The organism is Marinobacter sp. EN3 (assembly GCF_000475315.1).
Classification (GTDB): domain Bacteria; phylum Pseudomonadota; class Gammaproteobacteria; order Pseudomonadales; family Oleiphilaceae; genus Marinobacter; species Marinobacter nauticus.
The window spans coordinates 50,043-64,766 of record NZ_AXCC01000030.1; the positions used below are offsets into that span (position 1 = coordinate 50,043).

The following is a 14,724-nucleotide window of genomic DNA, read 5'->3' on the forward strand; positions in this document are numbered from 1 at the left end:
TTGCCGGGGCCGGCCTATTGTCAGGCTTCGACAAGTGGTGCAGTCTTACCGGTTTGCAGGCTAATGAACAGGATCTAAAACAAATGACGTTCGATGACCTTCTCGGTGATGTCCGGAATAACTGCGAAGTGGTGATACCGTCAGACTGGGGCCAGGGACGTGCCACGTTCGGCGGCCTGGTCGCGGCCCTGGTGTTTGAGGTGATGGCATCAAAAGTGGCGGATGATCGCGCCATGCGGGCTCTTCAGGTGTCTTTTGTCGGCCCCGTAGAGCCGGATGTGCCGGCCCGTGTTGAGGCCGAAGTCCTGCGTGAAGGCAAGGCAGTATCCCAGGTCCAGGGACGGATCCTTCAGAATGGCGAGCCCCGCCTTGTCTGTCTGGCCAGTTTCGGGGGAGACCGTGAGTCTGCTGTCCGAGTGGCGCCGACATCGGCGCCGGAAGCGGTGCCGGTAGAGCAATGTCAGTCACTTCCGTATATCCCGAAAGTGACGCCGGAGTTTACCCGTCATATCGAAATGCGCTGGGCGTTTGGCCATATGCCATTCTCCGGTAAGGGCGGGCGCGAAATGGGGGGCTGGATGAAGTTCCGGGAAGCCCCGGAGACTATGACCGACGCCCACATTGTTGCTCTGGTTGATGCCTGGCCACCGGCGCTGTTGCCGCATCTCAAAGGGCCGGCGCCAGCCAGTTCCCTGAGCTGGGCGCTGGAGATCGTCCATCCCAGGCCGGTCATGAAGCCGGATGACTGGCTGCTATATCGCGCAACCATCGACCAGGCCGGTGCCGGATATGGTCATACCCATGCCGGCATCTGGACTCCGGCCGGTGAACTGGTGGCCCTGAGCCGGCAAACGGTTACGGTATTCGGCTGAGTGAGGCGGGCCTGGCTATCAGGCCGCCATCTCGGCTTTGAGCGCGTCCAGAATGACCCGGGCAAACTGTCGGGGGGAATCTTCCTGCAGGAAGTGTCCGCCGTTGAGTGTGATATGGGGCTGGCCGAAGGCCCCGGGGATTCGCCGCTGCATGTAACGGTCGCCACCCCGGGTAATCGGGTCGCCACTGCTGAAGCAGGTGATAAACGGTTTGCGCCATTTCTCCAGCACGCGCCAGGCTTCCCGGTTGGCGGCGCTGGCCGGGTCGTTGGGCGAGGTTGGCACCAGGGCCGGGAACGCCCGGGCACCGGCTTTGTAATCCGGTGTCGGGAAGGGCGCCTCGTAGGCGGCTATTTCGGCCGGGCTGAGGGACCGTTCGGTACCAAGCTGGACGATCCGGCCTATCGGAAACCAGGGGCTATGGCTGGCAAACGCCTTCCAGAGTCTGAACACGACCGGTACCCGGTTGTCCCCCGTTGGCAGCATGCCGTTGCCGACAATGATCCGGCTGAACCGGCGATGATGCTCTGCCGCCAGCCTTAATCCCAACAGTGAGCCCCAGTTCTGACACACCAGTGTGACGTTGGTCAGGTCCAGTGTTTCAAGCCAGTGGGTCAGCCAGTTCATGTGGCTGTCATAACTGTAGTTGCTGACATCGGCGGGTTTGTCTGACTTGCCAAAACCAATCAGATCCGGCGCCAGAACCCGGTGGCCCGCTTCGGCGACAAGCGGAATCATGTGCCGGTAGAGATAGGACCAGGATGGCTCCCCGTGAAGCATTACCACTGGGGCCGCGTGGGCAGGGCCTTCGTCTACATAGTGCATCCGCAGGCCTGGCTCGACATCCAGGTAGTGTGCTGAAAAGGGGTAATCCGGGAGGCCTGCGAAGCGGGCTTCGTCGGTTCTCAGAATACGCATGCCATCGACTGTCCTGACTGAGTGGTTGCGTGATTATCGGTACGACAATCGTCGAAGGTCAGGATAAATCAGATGGGAATTTTGTGTGTTTGAGTTGCGTAACAGAGCGTTGCCGGTTTGAATCAGGATGCGATGTCAAACAGGCGTTCTGGGTTTTCCACCTGGGCCAGAGCCTCGTCGCAGCAGTTCACCGCGCCGCAGTCGTCCGCGGAGCACAGACCGATGGTGTTGCACTCAATGGCCTGATGGGCGTCGCCCTGGTTACGGAAAATTCTGGCACGAGAGAGAATGGAATGGCAATGCCCGCACAACAGGGTGGGCACGGCGCTCCCCTGGGCCAGGATGGCAGTGTAATGGTTGTTGTCTGTCATAGTTATCCTCCTGATCAGTTCACAGTAAGGGCGAAGTGTGACATTTCAAAGTCTGCCCGGGCCTGAGACCCACACTTCGGCTTCCGCATTTATACGTATCAGGCGTCAGGATCGACCAATGGCCGGCGATTGGAGCGCTTGTCGTCCCAGTCGAGTTGCTTGGGGTCGTACCAGCCGAGTCCGTCCAGAACCCGTTGGCGAGTGTATTCAGACAGCGTGGGCCAGAGCTCCTGGAAATCCTCCAGGCCACGATCTCGCAACCGTTGCTGCTTGCCACTCAGGCGGCTGATGGTTCTGGGCAGGTGCAGGGCCTCGCCCAACTGGCCGGGCACGAGTACCTCCTGGCCCATCACCTTGCGACGATGGGTACGGGCTGCCAGCACCTTCTGCAATTCCAGTGCGGCCTCGAGCGCGCTCTCCACGGTAAAGTTGTCTGCTTCCAACCACATAACCTGTATTGTTGGCTGATCGATAACCAACCACTATAACGCGAACCCCGCTACATTGGCCACGCTATCGTGGTAGTCTGCTTTCCCTATCGGCCCCGATGGGCATGTTCTGGACAGGAATTGTTTAACTATGTACGCAAAACTTGAAACACGGACTTTTCTGGCGATGCTGCTCGGTGTGTCGCTTGCGTTCATTCTGTTGATGAAGCCGTTCTTTGGCCCGATCTTCTGGGCGGTGGCCATTGCTCTTATTTTCCATCCGGTGCAGCAGTTGCTGGTACGCAGACTTGGCGACCGGCCGACATTGAACGCGCTGATCACGCTGTTCGTGTGCATGGTGATCGTGGTGATTCCGGTCCTGGTACTGGGCGCGGCGCTGATTGCGGAAGGAATGGGGATCTACCAGAAGATCCAGGCCGGAGAGATCCGGCCGGGGGAATACATTGATCAGGTTAACCAGTCGTTTCCTGCCATCCAGGCCTTTCTGGCCCAGTTTGACATCAACTTTGCGGATCTGAGGGACCGCGCCGTTAATGCCTTTCTTGGGGGGAGCCAGTTTCTGGCCAAGCAGGCCCTGGGCATCGGGCAGAACACCTTTCAGTTCTTTCTGGGGCTGGCTCTGATGGTTTACCTGGCCTTTTTCCTGATCCGTGATGGCCAGAAACTGATAGAGCTGATGATTCGCGCCTTGCCGCTGGGTGATGAGCGTGAGCGTCTGTTGTTTGCCAAATTCGCGGAAGTCACCCGTGCCACGGTCAAGGGTAACCTGCTGATCGCCATCATTCAGGGAGCGCTCGGTGGCATGATTTTCTGGATACTGGGCATTACCGGAGCCTTGCTGTGGGGGGTGGTCATGGCCATCGTCTCATTGCTGCCAGCCGTCGGGGCTGCGATTGTCTGGGTGCCGGCGGCTATCTATCTGGCTGCCGTGGGGGACATTGTGCCGGCCATCATTCTGACCGCCTATGGGGTAGTGGTGATTGGTCTGGCGGATAACCTGCTCCGGCCTGTGCTGGTAGGGCGGGACACCAAAATGCCGGACTATCTCGTGCTTTTGTCCACCCTGGGCGGCATTGTTATGTTCGGCATCAATGGTTTTGTCATGGGGCCGCTGGTGGCGGCGCTTTTCATGGCATTCTGGGGCATTTTTATCCGTGAATTTGGCCAGTATCACTATGCCGATCCGGCAAATCCCGAGAATGGTCCGGCCCGCGAAGATTAAATTATGTTATGGTCTAGGAAGCGCTGATACGTAGAGGAAGGCGCCACACTATAAAAACAGAACAGCAGATGTCACAGAGATATCCAGGAGTAGATCAGGTGAGAACCATGAAAACAGTCACCCGTCACATCGGCAGGACGGCGCTGGCGGTCGGAACGGTCGCCCTGCTGGGTCTGGCACCCGTTGCCCAGGCCAATGAAGTGGTCGCGCTCAAGCACGCGCTTTATGGTGCCGGTTACGACATCACCAATGTCAGCCCGAGCATGGATGACAAGACCCGGGCGGAACTGACCCGCTTCCAGAAAGACAACGGCCTTGAGGCAACCGGTATTCTGAACGAGGAAACCGAGCGTGCTCTGGGGCTGATCACCGTGCAGCAGGCGGCCGCTGATGCGGGCCAGTCTGCGCCGGCGGCAACCGCGCAGGCGGCACCGGAAGAACCGGCTCCAGCTGAGACCGAGTCTTCTGCCGAAGACACCATCGAAGAAGACGAAGATGGTGGCTGGTCGCTCTGGTAAACGCCAGTCCCCGGATAAAAAAAAGCCCGCAAGGCAAACACTTTGCGGGCTTTTTTGTGGTCCAGATTCAGTCCAGCTTGCTCAAATCCCGAACCGCACCTTTATCGGCACTGGTGGCCAGCAGTGCGTAGGCTTTGAGGGCGGCGGATACCTTCCGGTCTCTCGGTAGCTCCGGTTTCCAGCCCCTGGCGTCGCGTGCTTCCCGTCGCTGTGCCAGTTCTTCCTTACTGACCTGAACATTGATAGATCGGTTGGGGATGTCGATCAAAATGGTATCGCCATCCTCAATCAGTCCAATCGCGCCACCGGCAGCAGCTTCCGGCGAAGCATGGCCGATGGAGAGCCCTGACGTGCCGCCGGAGAACCGGCCGTCAGTCAGCAGTGCACAGTCCTTGCCCAGCCCCTTGGATTTCAGGTAGCTGGTCGGGTAGAGCATTTCCTGCATTCCTGGACCGCCTTTGGGCCCTTCGTAGCGAATGATCACCACATCACCGGCTTTGACCTCGTCACCCAGAATGCCCGCTACGGCGGAATCCTGGCTTTCGAAGACCCGGGCCTTGCCCTCGAAGACGTAGATGCTTTCATCAACGCCCGCGGTTTTCACTACGCAGCCATCCTGGGCGATATTGCCATACAGTACGGCCAGACCGCCTTCTGAAGAATAAGCGTGTTCCACGGAGCGGATGCAGCCGTTTTCACGGTCGCCATCGAGGCTTGGCCAGCGGGTGCTCTGGCTGAAGGCTGTCTGAGTCGGAATGCCGGCGGGGCCGGCTTTGTAGAATTCGATCACTTCAGGTGTTGGTGAGCGCATGATGTCCCAGGTTTCCAGGGCTTCGCGCATGGTTTTGCTGTGAGTCGTGGGCAGGTCGACGTTGATCAGGCCGCCGCGCTCCAGTTCACCCAGAATGCCCATGATGCCGCCGGCGCGGTGCACGTCTTCCATGTGGTACTTGGGGGAGTTGGGAGCGACCTTGCACAGCTGCGGAACCTTGCGGGACAAGCGATCGATATCGGCCATGGAGAATTCAACACCGCCTTCCTGGGCTGCAGCCAACAGGTGCAGGATAGTGTTGGTGGAGCCGCCCATGGCAATGTCCATGGTCATGGCGTTCTCGAATGCTTCCACAGAGGCGATGCTGCGCGGCAGAACGCTGGCATCGTTCTGCTCGTAATAGCGTTTGGCATTCTCCACAATCTGACGACCGGCTTTCAGGAACAACTGTTCCCGGTCGGCATGGGTGGCCAGCATGGAGCCATTACCGGGCAGGGCCAGGCCGATGGCTTCGGTCAGGCAGTTCATGGAATTGGCGGTGAACATGCCGGAGCAGGAACCGCACGTGGGGCAAGCGCTGCGTTCGTATTCCTCGACCATCTCATCGGTCGCCGTTGGATCGGCGGCGATGACCATGGCATCCACCAGGTCGAGCTTGTGTTCAGATAGCTTGGTTTTTCCGGCTTCCATCGGGCCGCCGGAAACAAAAATGGTGGGAATGTTCAGGCGCATGGCGGCCATTAGCATACCCGGGGTAATCTTGTCGCAATTGGAGATGCAAACCAGAGCATCGGCGCAGTGGGCGTTGACCATGTATTCCACCGAGTCGGCGATGATTTCCCGCGACGGCAGGGAGTAAAGCATGCCATCGTGCCCCATGGCGATACCATCATCCACAGCAATGGTGTTGAACTCTTTGGCAACACCGCCGGCCGCTTCGATCTCGCGGCAAACCAGCTGGCCCAGGTCTTTCAGGTGAACGTGCCCGGGCACAAATTGGGTAAAGGAGTTGGCAACGGCGATGATGGGTTTGCCGAAGTCCTCGTTCTTCATGCCGGTGGCACGCCAAAGGGCGCGGGCACCGGCCATATTGCGGCCGGCGGTAGAAGTGTGGGAACGATACTGGGGCATGGTAGGCGGTTCTCTCCCTAGGTTATCGGATAAAGTGAAAGACCAGAGGATAACAGATTCGACGCCGCTCGCATGGCTGTTTTCCCGAGTGGTGATTACAATACGTAACATGTGATGCCCGTTTTTTATCCAGCAGTTCAGGGGAGTCTGCCTATGGGTGGCCAGGAAAGCCTGCCATTACGTCGTCTTAAAAGTTTTCAGCCTTTGGGCCGTCTGACGGACGATCAGCTTGTGTTGTTGGCCAGCCGGGCTGAGCGCAGAACCCACGGACCAGGGCAGAGGGTCATGGAACGGGGCGTTCGGGATGGTCTGGATTATTTTCTGATTTCCGGCGCCGTGGAGCTGCAATCGGTTGATGGTCGTAAGTCGACCATTGAGGCTGAGACCGACAAAGCTCTCAATCCAGTAGCCCGTCTGCAGCCCCGGATGTATGACGTTACTGCGGTCAAACCCTGCGAGTTTCTGGTGATCGAGCAGGAAGTGCTGAACCAGATGCTGAGGGCGGCGCCCATTTCCCAGGTGGAAATGGACTCGTCCGATCACGACGAAGACCAGAGCGAAGAGCACCATCTGTTGATGGAGTTCTACTCTGAGCTGCGGTCCAATCAGGTCCAGCTGCCGAGTGTGCCGGATGTGGCCTGGAAAGTCCGGCGGGTGGTGGACCGGGAGGACTCGTCGGCCACCGAGGTCGCTTCTGCGGTGTCGGCAGACCCGGCCATGGCGGCCAAGCTGGTACGTTCCTGCAACAGTCCGCTCTATCGCGGTTTCAGCGATGTCCGCAATGTGCGTGAGGCCGTGGTTCGTCTGGGCATGCGAACCACCCGGCAATTAGTGACGGTGTTCGCCATGCGCGAGGTGTTCAAGACCCGTCGGGCGCCATTGCAGAAAGAAATGGAGCAGCTATGGCGCCATTCCCGGGAGGTGGCGGCGCTGTGCTGGGTGCTGGCGGACCACGCCACACGCATTGATCCTGAGGAAGCCTTACTGGCGGGGTTGCTGCATGATATCGGGGTGGTTCCTGTACTGGTGCAGGCCGAGCACCACGTCAATCTGTTCGCCGATGACAGAAACCTGCACCATGCCATCGACGAACTCCGCGCCGATGTCGGGTGTGCGGTACTTGAGAACTGGGCGTTCCCGAAAGCCTTCGTGGAGGCGGTGCGTCATGCGGAAGACTGGCATCATGAGTGCCGGGAAACTGCGCCCCAACTGGTTGATGTGGTGATTGTTGCCCAACTGCATTCGATGATTGGCTCCAGCCAGAATGAGGGGCTTCCAGCCTTTGATCAGGTGCCGGCATGGCGCCGGCTGGGCGAGCTGGAATTGAATGCTTCCAGAAGCCTGCAACTGCTGAGTGAGGCCCGGGAACGGGTGGACGAAGTGCAGAAACTTCTTTCTATTCGATAAACCAAGCCGCAGCAGGAGCCTGGCCGGTAGTGACTGACAAACTTATGAACGTACCGCTGTTTCCATTAAATTCAATTATCCTGCCCGGGGGGCGTATCCCCCTGCAGCTGTTTGAGCCCCGCTATATCGACATGCTTACCCGTTGTCTGAAGGAGGACCGCGGCTTTGTGGTGGTTTTGTTGCGGGAAGGCGGCGAGACCGAAGCCCGGGCTTCGTTCTACGACATTGGCACCTATGTCCGGATCATCGATTTCCAGCAACTGGATAATGGTCTGCTGGGCATCACGGTTGAGGGTGATTGCAAGGTTTCCGTCGTCCGCAGCTGGCAGCAGGAGGATGGCCTCAATGTCGGCGATGTGGAGTGCCTGATTGCCGAGGCTGAGAGCGATGTGCCGGAACGTTACCACGAGTTGCCCTCGGTCTTGCGCGCGCTGTTCCGGCATCCGGTGGTCAAGGATCTGGAGATGGACGTGGATTACGACGATGCCCGCCATATTGGCTGGAGGCTGACCGAATTGCTGCCGCTGGATAAGCAGGAAAAACAGCGGCTGGCGGAATTGCAGGATCCGCTTGAACGGCTTGACCGACTGCAGCAGTTGCTGGAAGCGCTGGAGCAGGGCGGCTGACAATTATAGCTGGGGTGCGTAACTCACCACGGCTGTTTCCCAGTTACCCATCATGTACATGGCCACGAAAACCAGCCAGCCGATACCAGCGGCCCAGGTCAAGCTGTCCGGGCTCAGCGCCACCCTGTCGTATCGGCTGTAACTGGCCCGTGTCGCACCGGTGATCGCGAGCCCCAGAAACAGGCCTCCAAGCACATCCGTGAACCAGTGCACGCCGAGATACAGTCGGCTCAGCGCTACCGGTAGCAAGGGTAGTGACAGAAACAGGTAATGTTGCCAGCGCTGGTGTTTGCGGTTTTCGCCGGCGACGAAGCTGGCGGCCAGGGTAACCAGAACGGTCATACCGGCCGTATGCCCGCTGGGGAACGCGCCGGAGCTTGGTGCCGAGAGCACCTGATCTGGCCGGCTGATGCCGATGCCCGCTTTCAGCAGCCAAACGCTGATCCCGGTGATGGCTGCGGCACTGGCAATATGAATGGCGGCTGCGTAGTAGCCCCGGAACGCCAGCAACAAAACGGCAATCACGGCGGCAGCGAACAGGACCGGGGGATCGCCCAGCAAAGTGAGTGCTACCATGGGAAAATCCAGCAGGGGTTGGCGCAGAGCGCTGAACCACTGCAGCACTTGCTGGTTCATAGAGGCCAGCTCATCACTGACTCCGACCAATTGCGCGAGCCCAAGAAACAATGCGAGCGAGGAGGCCGTCATTAGCAGAGAGGGCAGAGGAAATTCCCCCTGCTGAGCCGGCCGCTCGCTGCTGTACAGACGCCAGAACCGGTGTGTTGCGTCGTATTGACTCATCCGGGATTCCAGCCATTGATAGAGCCAGCTCCCTTCACCAACGCCGAGCCGAATCCGCAAAACAATCAGATAGACAACCACCAGCGCCGCACCACTGATCGCAAGTACCAGATAGAAATGGGGTGGGGGTTTGATCTCGCTGCCCATAGCCGAGCCTACGAAAAATCCCGGCAGGATATACACCAGGGCCCAGCCCGTGGCTGATAGCAGATTGAAGGTGAGAAAACGCTGCCAGGACATGGTCAGCGCACCGGCAATCAGGGGAATGACCGGGCGTATCGGCCCAACAAAACGGCCGATGACCACGCTCTTTCCCCCGTGGGCGCGAAAAAAGCGCTCTCCGCGGGCAATGAGCCCCGGGTATCGACTGAATGGCCAGACGGTATCCAGGCGCCCCTTGAGCAGTCGGCCGATGGCGAAGCTGATCGCATCCCCTGCCACGGCACCAAGGCCGGCCCACAGCAGGGCGTCGGACAAGGGCAGGCCGCTCTTGCCGGCAAGCGCGGCAAATGCGAACAATAAAGCCACTCCAGGTATGATAATGCCGGCAACCGCCAGCGATTCTATCAGCGCGGTCAGGAACAGGGCGGCAATCAGCCAGCCCGGATTGGCGGCTACCCAGGAAGTAACGTCAGTGAGCCAGGTCGCGGTCATGCCTTGACGGGCTCTCCCGGGCTGAACCAGGCAGAATGCGCTCCTCGCTTCCTGGCTTCGAGCATGGCGGTGACGGCGCGGTCACGCAATGAATGGGTGCTGGTGTCGCCGTTGCCCCGGGTGGTGCAGCCGAGGCTGACCGAGATCTTGCCAACCTGGGCCCAGTCATGTTCGCTGAGCATTCTGCGAATGCGCTCTGCAATGACCCGTACCCCTTCCTCCGGCGTAAACGGCAGGATCAGGAAGAACTCCGATCCGTTGATACTGTAGAGCGAATCCCCGGCCCGGATGATTTCAAACAGGGTGCCTGTGACGTCGCGCAGCAGCGTTTGCAGGCCGGCCTTACCGTGCAGGTCGCGAATTTCGTCGGCATGGTCGATGTTCAGGCTGATCACCGACAATGGGTGGCCGGTGGCAATGGCACGACTGATTTCCTTCTGCAGTGTCTCATCCAGAAAGCGCGCGTTATGGGCTCCGGTGGCGGGGTCGGTAATGGCAAGATCCTGGGCCGATTGCGCCATGTGGTCATAGTGCCAGATATACAGGGCGGTCACTGCCAGAAGTGCTATAAGGCCGGCTGTCGTCATCAGGGCTGTGTCTATGGGTGTCGACAGCCAGGCGACAACCAGCACCGGAACCAGTAGCATCGCTGAGAGCATTAGCCCATGCCGCAGGGGCAGAATCAGCAGGTTCAGCGAAAGCAAAGGCATGGCCCAGTGGCTGATGCCCGGGGCATCCATTGTCAGTACCGCTGCAACCAGGCCACTGTTAAGGCCGGCGAGAATGACCAGGTGGCCGGGTGCGGAAAGCTGCTGGCGACGGCATAGCCAGGTGTAGACCAGGCCGGCAACCAGTAAGGCGGTCATGGCCAGGGCCAGATAGAACAGCTGGTAAAAGCCGTAACGCAGGTTCTGCAGTGCCAGCGCGGCGGTGAACAGCGCCGCCAGGCCGTAGCCAAAGGCGTGGGTCCAGGTTCGGAGTCGGGTCTCGGTCATTGCGCTGCCTCCCGGTCGGAAGGTTCAGCCGGCCAGCTGGCCTCTGGAGGCACCGGGTTACTGTATGTCTGGGTTCGGTTTCCGCCCTGCTGTTGGGCCCGTCGCAGGGCGTTGGCAACGCTCTGTTGCAGGCTGTCGGCATCGTCGCCGATGTTGAGCCCGGCCACGCCGGTACTGACCGTAAGCTTCAGGCCGTGCGAATCCATCAGCGTGCACAGGCCGCGGCGAACCTGTTCTGCTGTTCGGGCAGCCTCGGCAGTATTGGCGCCGGGGAGAATCACCAGAAACTGAAGGTCGGCCACCCGGTAGTACGTATCGAAATCCCGAAGCTGGGAGTGCAGGTAGCGGCCGATGCGTGGCAGAATCGCACGAATGTCTTCGTCCGGATCGACGTCGCTCAGGTGAGTATCCAGCCCGATCATCATCACCGACATGTTGGTGCCTTCCCGCTCGCTGCGTTGTATTTCCTTGTGCAGGTCGGCTGACAGGTATTCCCGGCTGGCTGCCTGGGTAAGCTCATCGGTACGGCGCAGGGGCGCAAGCTGCCGGGATTTGTACTCGCGCATGAACACCAGAATGGCTCCTAGGAGCGTGGTCAGTACCAGTGCAGTCATCATCTGGTGCCTGTCCGGGAGGGCTATCGCCCACTGGGTGCCGGCCAGCACCAGGAAAATGAAGATAACAGTAACAATGGCGGCCAGATAGACCGGCGCCATGGCAAACAGTACCAGCGGTAGGGCATAGAGCCAGTGGCTGAGTGGCCAGGGGCCCAGCCAGATGGCCGATACCAGCGCCAGAACCAGGGCTGTCAGAAAGAATGCCCGTAATTGTGGCCAGGGGGCATTTTGATGTGTTTTGCCCTGATGGGTGCCCGCAAGGCAAAGGCCAGCCGCAGCTGCAGCTGCTACTGCCGCCAGCAGTTCCCCCATGAACAGACAGAGCCCGGTGGTCAGGCCAAAGGCAATAAACCCGCTGCGGGAAAACTTGCCGGGAAGAAATTTTTCGGCGGTTTGGGGCATTGAGTCTGTCCTTTGCTGGCGCATCCATTTGAACCTGTGCAGCGCTATAATAGTCGTTTGGGGTGCGGACTTGAAACGGGAAAGGTAAAGTAACCCTCCCGTTTTGGAATCAGCTTGCAGAATTAAGGGTAAATCAATGGATGTAGCAGCCTACATGACGGAGCTCGGCCAGCAGGCCAGGGCCGCTTCCCGGGAAGTCGCCCGGTCCTCCACTGCCGTGCGGAATCAGGCACTTCTGGCCACCGCCGCCGCCCTGGACGCCGCCAGATCCGAGCTTGCCACGGCTAACAGCAAGGATCTGGAGCGTGGCCGGGAAAATGGACTCGATAGTGCCATGCTGGATCGCCTGGAGCTTACCTCTCAGCGCATCGATGCCATGATTGAGGGTTTGCGCCAGGTGGCTGCGCTCCCGGACCCTGTGGGTGTGATTACCGATATGACCTATCGCCCGTCGGGTATTCAGGTAGGCAAGATGCGGGTGCCACTGGGGGTAATCGGTATAATTTACGAGTCGCGGCCCAATGTCACGGTCGAGGCTGCCAGTCTGTGTCTGAAATCCGGCAATGCGACCATTCTGCGCGGCGGCTCCGAGGCGATCCACTCCAACCAGGCCATTGCCCGTTGTCTCAAACAGGGTCTGAGCGAGGCGGGGTTGCCGGAAACTGCAGTCCAGGTGGTCAGCACTACCGACAGGGCCGCTGTGGGTGAGCTGATTACCATGCCTCAGTTCGTGGACGTGATTGTTCCTCGCGGCGGTAAGGGCCTGATCGAGCGTATCAGTCGGGACGCCCGTGTGCCGGTAATCAAGCATCTGGATGGTGTGTGTCATGTTTACATCGACAGCCATGCCGACCCGGAGAAGGCGCTGAAGGTAGCGGTTAATGCCAAAACCCAGCGTTACGGGACCTGCAATACCATGGAAACCCTGCTGGTTGATGACGAGGTGGCGGAGGACTTGTTGCCGCTGCTGGCGGAACAGTTCCGAAGCAAAACCGTGGAGTTGCGGGGGTGCCGGCGCACCTGTGCCATTCTCGGAGATATTGTCGAAGCCACCGAGGAAGACTGGCACGCGGAATACCTTGCCCCCATTCTGGCGGTGAAGGTGGTTGATGGACTGGATGGTGCCATTGAGCATATCAATCGCTACAGCTCCCAGCACACCGACAGCATTATCACCGAAAACTACACCCGTGCCCGTCGGTTCCTGACGGAGGTGGATTCCAGTTCTGTCATGGTCAATGCCTCAACCCGATTTGCCGATGGCTTCGAGTATGGCCTGGGCGCTGAGATTGGTATTTCCACCGATAAGATCCATGCCCGTGGGCCGGTCGGTCTTGAAGGGCTTACCTCACAGAAGTACGTGGTGTTCGGTGACGGCCATATCCGGACCTGACACCATGCATGTGATCTACGGCGGCACCTTTGACCCGATTCACCACGGTCACCTCCGGCTGGCACTGGAAGTGTCCGAGGCGCTGGAGGTGAGCCGGGTACATCTGGTGCCCAGCCATATCCCTCCGCATCGGGGTAGCACCGGAGCCAGTTCAGCGCAGCGTCTGGAGATGATCCGGCAGGCCATCGCCGGCGAACCCGCGCTGGCGCTGGACGAGCAGGAGGTGCACCGGGGCGGAGCCTCATACACCGCCGATACATTGCGCCAGCTTCGGGCCGAGCTGGGGCCGGATTGTCCTCTGGTGATGGTGGTTGGTACCGACGCTTTCTCATCGTTTGACCGCTGGCGCGAGTGGCAGGAGATCCCCGGGCTTGCCCATATCGTGGTGGTGCGCCGCCCCGGCTCGGAACTGCCGGTGGGCAGCGAGGCAGCGCAGCTGGTAGCAGAGCGCTGTGTGGGTTCAGCTTCGGAGCTGCATTCGCGGCCGGCGGGCCTGGTACTGGAGCTGGCGCCGCCGTTGCTGGACATTTCCGCCACTGGTATTCGACGGCGTATCGCGGCGGGTCGGTCGCCACGCTACCTCACCCCGGATGATGTCTGCCAGAGTATCCGCGCCTGGGGGCTCTACGGTGCCCGGCCCGTTGAGGGCCAATAGGAGTTATTCACAGGCGTCTTTGATGCTACAATCGCGTTTGAATATCATTGATCGGGTGGCCATACCGGCCAGTACCCGTACTACAGGGTAATTATGCAGGCTGAACAACTGAAAGATCTGGTCGTTAACGCACTGGAAAATATCAAGGCTCAGGACATCAGTGTGATTGATGTTCGCGACCGCACCAGCGTGACCGATTTTATGGTTCTGGCATCCGGTACCTCCAACCGACATGTAAAATCCCTCGCGGATTCGGTGGTGATCGAGGCCAAAGAGCAGGGTGTACGTGCATCCAACGTTGAAGGTGAAGGCGGCAGTGACTGGATCCTGGTTGATCTGGGTGACGTGGTTGTTCACGTGATGATGCCTGCTACCCGGGAGTTCTACGATCTGGAGCGCTTCTGGCGTGATGCTCCGGATCTCGGTGCTGCGGGCAGCGAGTAGTCATGCGCCTGCGTCTGATCTGTGTGGGGCAGAAAATGCCCGACTGGGTCAGTGCGGGGTACAACGACTACGCTCGCCGGATGCCGCCCGAGTTGCCCCTTGAACTGACTGAAATCCCCATGGCCCACCGGGGCAAAAATCCCGACATCTCCCGACTGATGCAGCGGGAAAGCGACGCTATCCTGTCTGCGGCAGGCACCCGTGACCGCGTGGTGGCTCTGGAGGTGGGTGGGCGCCCCTGGTCAACGGAAAAACTCGCCTCACAGCTGGAAAACTGGCAACAGGACGGCCGGGATGTCGCTTTTCTGGTCGGCGGCCCCGACGGCCTGGCGGATGCCTGTCGACAGCGGGCGGATCAGCAATGGTCACTTTCGCCTCTTACCTTGCCCCACCCTCTGGTGAGAATCCTCTTGGCTGAGCAACTCTACCGGGCCTGGACCATCACCCGTAACCACCCTTACCACCGGGCCTAGGAAC

Annotated in this window: 16 protein-coding genes; 9 read left to right on the forward strand and 7 right to left on the reverse strand. The window is 59.6% G+C overall.

What is annotated here, in order from left to right:
- Positions 1–83 precede the first annotated feature (83 nt).
- Positions 84–872, forward strand: coding sequence for an acyl-CoA thioesterase (locus Q675_RS30495; RefSeq protein ID WP_023011443.1), 789 nt, complete (start codon positions 84–86; stop codon positions 870–872).
- A gap of 18 nt (positions 873–890) precedes the next feature.
- On the opposite strand, the gene Q675_RS30500 is transcribed toward Q675_RS30495, so the two are convergent.
- The 3 genes from Q675_RS30500 to Q675_RS30510 form a co-directional block, all read right to left on the reverse strand.
- Positions 891–1,790 carry a haloalkane dehalogenase gene (locus Q675_RS30500; protein ID WP_011785887.1) on the reverse strand — a complete coding sequence of 300 codons (900 nt, stop codon included), beginning with the start codon at positions 1,788–1,790 and terminating at the stop codon, positions 891–893.
- A 122-nt stretch (positions 1,791–1,912) separates the two neighbouring features.
- Positions 1,913–2,161: a hypothetical protein gene (locus tag Q675_RS30505; RefSeq protein ID WP_011785886.1), complete on the reverse strand. Its 249-nt coding sequence runs from the start codon at positions 2,159–2,161 to the stop codon at positions 1,913–1,915.
- A 98-nt stretch (positions 2,162–2,259) separates the two neighbouring features.
- Positions 2,260–2,610: a hypothetical protein gene (locus tag Q675_RS30510; RefSeq protein WP_011785885.1), complete on the reverse strand. Its 351-nt coding sequence runs from the start codon at positions 2,608–2,610 to the stop codon at positions 2,260–2,262.
- Positions 2,611–2,740: 130 nt separating this feature from the next.
- Between Q675_RS30510 and Q675_RS30515 the strand changes: the two genes are divergently transcribed.
- Positions 2,741–3,832, forward strand: coding sequence for an AI-2E family transporter (locus tag Q675_RS30515; RefSeq protein WP_011785884.1), 1,092 nt, complete (start codon positions 2,741–2,743; stop codon positions 3,830–3,832).
- Positions 3,833–3,939: 107 nt separating this feature from the next.
- Positions 3,940–4,350: a peptidoglycan-binding domain-containing protein gene (locus Q675_RS30520; protein ID WP_023011444.1), complete on the forward strand. Its 411-nt coding sequence runs from the start codon at positions 3,940–3,942 to the stop codon at positions 4,348–4,350.
- A 67-nt stretch (positions 4,351–4,417) separates the two neighbouring features.
- Here the strand turns inward: Q675_RS30520 and ilvD are convergent, their stop codons facing one another.
- Positions 4,418–6,253: a dihydroxy-acid dehydratase gene (gene ilvD, locus Q675_RS30525; protein ID WP_023011445.1), complete on the reverse strand. Its 1,836-nt coding sequence runs from the start codon at positions 6,251–6,253 to the stop codon at positions 4,418–4,420.
- A 153-nt stretch (positions 6,254–6,406) separates the two neighbouring features.
- Between ilvD and Q675_RS30530 the strand changes: the two genes are divergently transcribed.
- Together Q675_RS30530 and Q675_RS30535 are read left to right on the forward strand one after the other, a co-directional pair.
- Entirely contained in the window at positions 6,407–7,660 is a 1,254-nt protein-coding gene (locus Q675_RS30530) for an HDOD domain-containing protein (protein WP_014420656.1), read from the forward strand.
- A gap of 44 nt (positions 7,661–7,704) precedes the next feature.
- On the forward strand, positions 7,705–8,286 hold the full coding sequence (locus Q675_RS30535; protein WP_023011446.1) for an LON peptidase substrate-binding domain-containing protein: 582 nt from the start codon (positions 7,705–7,707) through the stop codon (positions 8,284–8,286).
- 3 nt (positions 8,287–8,289) lie between these two features.
- Here the strand turns inward: Q675_RS30535 and Q675_RS30540 are convergent, their stop codons facing one another.
- Genes Q675_RS30540 through Q675_RS30550 form a run of 3 tightly spaced genes read right to left on the reverse strand, consistent with a single transcriptional unit; the run spans position 8,290 to position 11,755 of the window.
- Positions 8,290–9,741 carry a bifunctional DedA family/phosphatase PAP2 family protein gene (locus tag Q675_RS30540; RefSeq protein ID WP_023011447.1) on the reverse strand — a complete coding sequence of 484 codons (1,452 nt, stop codon included), beginning with the start codon at positions 9,739–9,741 and terminating at the stop codon, positions 8,290–8,292.
- Positions 9,738–10,736, reverse strand: coding sequence for a GGDEF domain-containing protein (locus Q675_RS30545; RefSeq protein ID WP_023011448.1), 999 nt, complete (start codon positions 10,734–10,736; stop codon positions 9,738–9,740). Before Q675_RS30545 ends, Q675_RS30540 begins: the two co-directional genes overlap by 4 nt.
- Positions 10,733–11,755, reverse strand: a complete 1,023-nt coding sequence (locus Q675_RS30550; protein ID WP_022991970.1) for a GGDEF domain-containing protein — start codon at positions 11,753–11,755, stop codon at positions 10,733–10,735. Before Q675_RS30550 ends, Q675_RS30545 begins: the two co-directional genes overlap by 4 nt.
- Positions 11,756–11,891: 136 nt before the next feature.
- Here Q675_RS30550 and Q675_RS30555 point away from each other — a divergent pair, with 136 nt between their 5' ends.
- The 4 genes from Q675_RS30555 (at position 11,892) to rlmH (ending at position 14,720) form a co-directional block, all read left to right on the forward strand.
- A complete protein-coding gene (locus Q675_RS30555) occupies positions 11,892–13,148 on the forward strand; it encodes a glutamate-5-semialdehyde dehydrogenase (RefSeq protein WP_011785876.1) in 1,257 nt (418 codons plus the stop codon).
- A gap of 4 nt (positions 13,149–13,152) precedes the next feature.
- Positions 13,153–13,803 (forward strand): nicotinate-nucleotide adenylyltransferase, encoded by a 651-nt coding sequence (gene nadD, locus Q675_RS30560; RefSeq protein WP_011785875.1) that lies wholly within the window; start codon positions 13,153–13,155, stop codon positions 13,801–13,803.
- Between the two features lie 93 nt (positions 13,804–13,896).
- Complete coding sequence (gene rsfS, locus Q675_RS30565) at positions 13,897–14,247, forward strand: ribosome silencing factor (protein ID WP_011785874.1); 351 nt, start codon at positions 13,897–13,899, stop codon at positions 14,245–14,247.
- Positions 14,248–14,249: 2 nt separating this feature from the next.
- Positions 14,250–14,720, forward strand: coding sequence for a 23S rRNA (pseudouridine(1915)-N(3))-methyltransferase RlmH (gene rlmH / locus Q675_RS30570; protein ID WP_011785873.1), 471 nt, complete (start codon positions 14,250–14,252; stop codon positions 14,718–14,720).
- Positions 14,721–14,724: the final 4 nt, after the last annotated feature.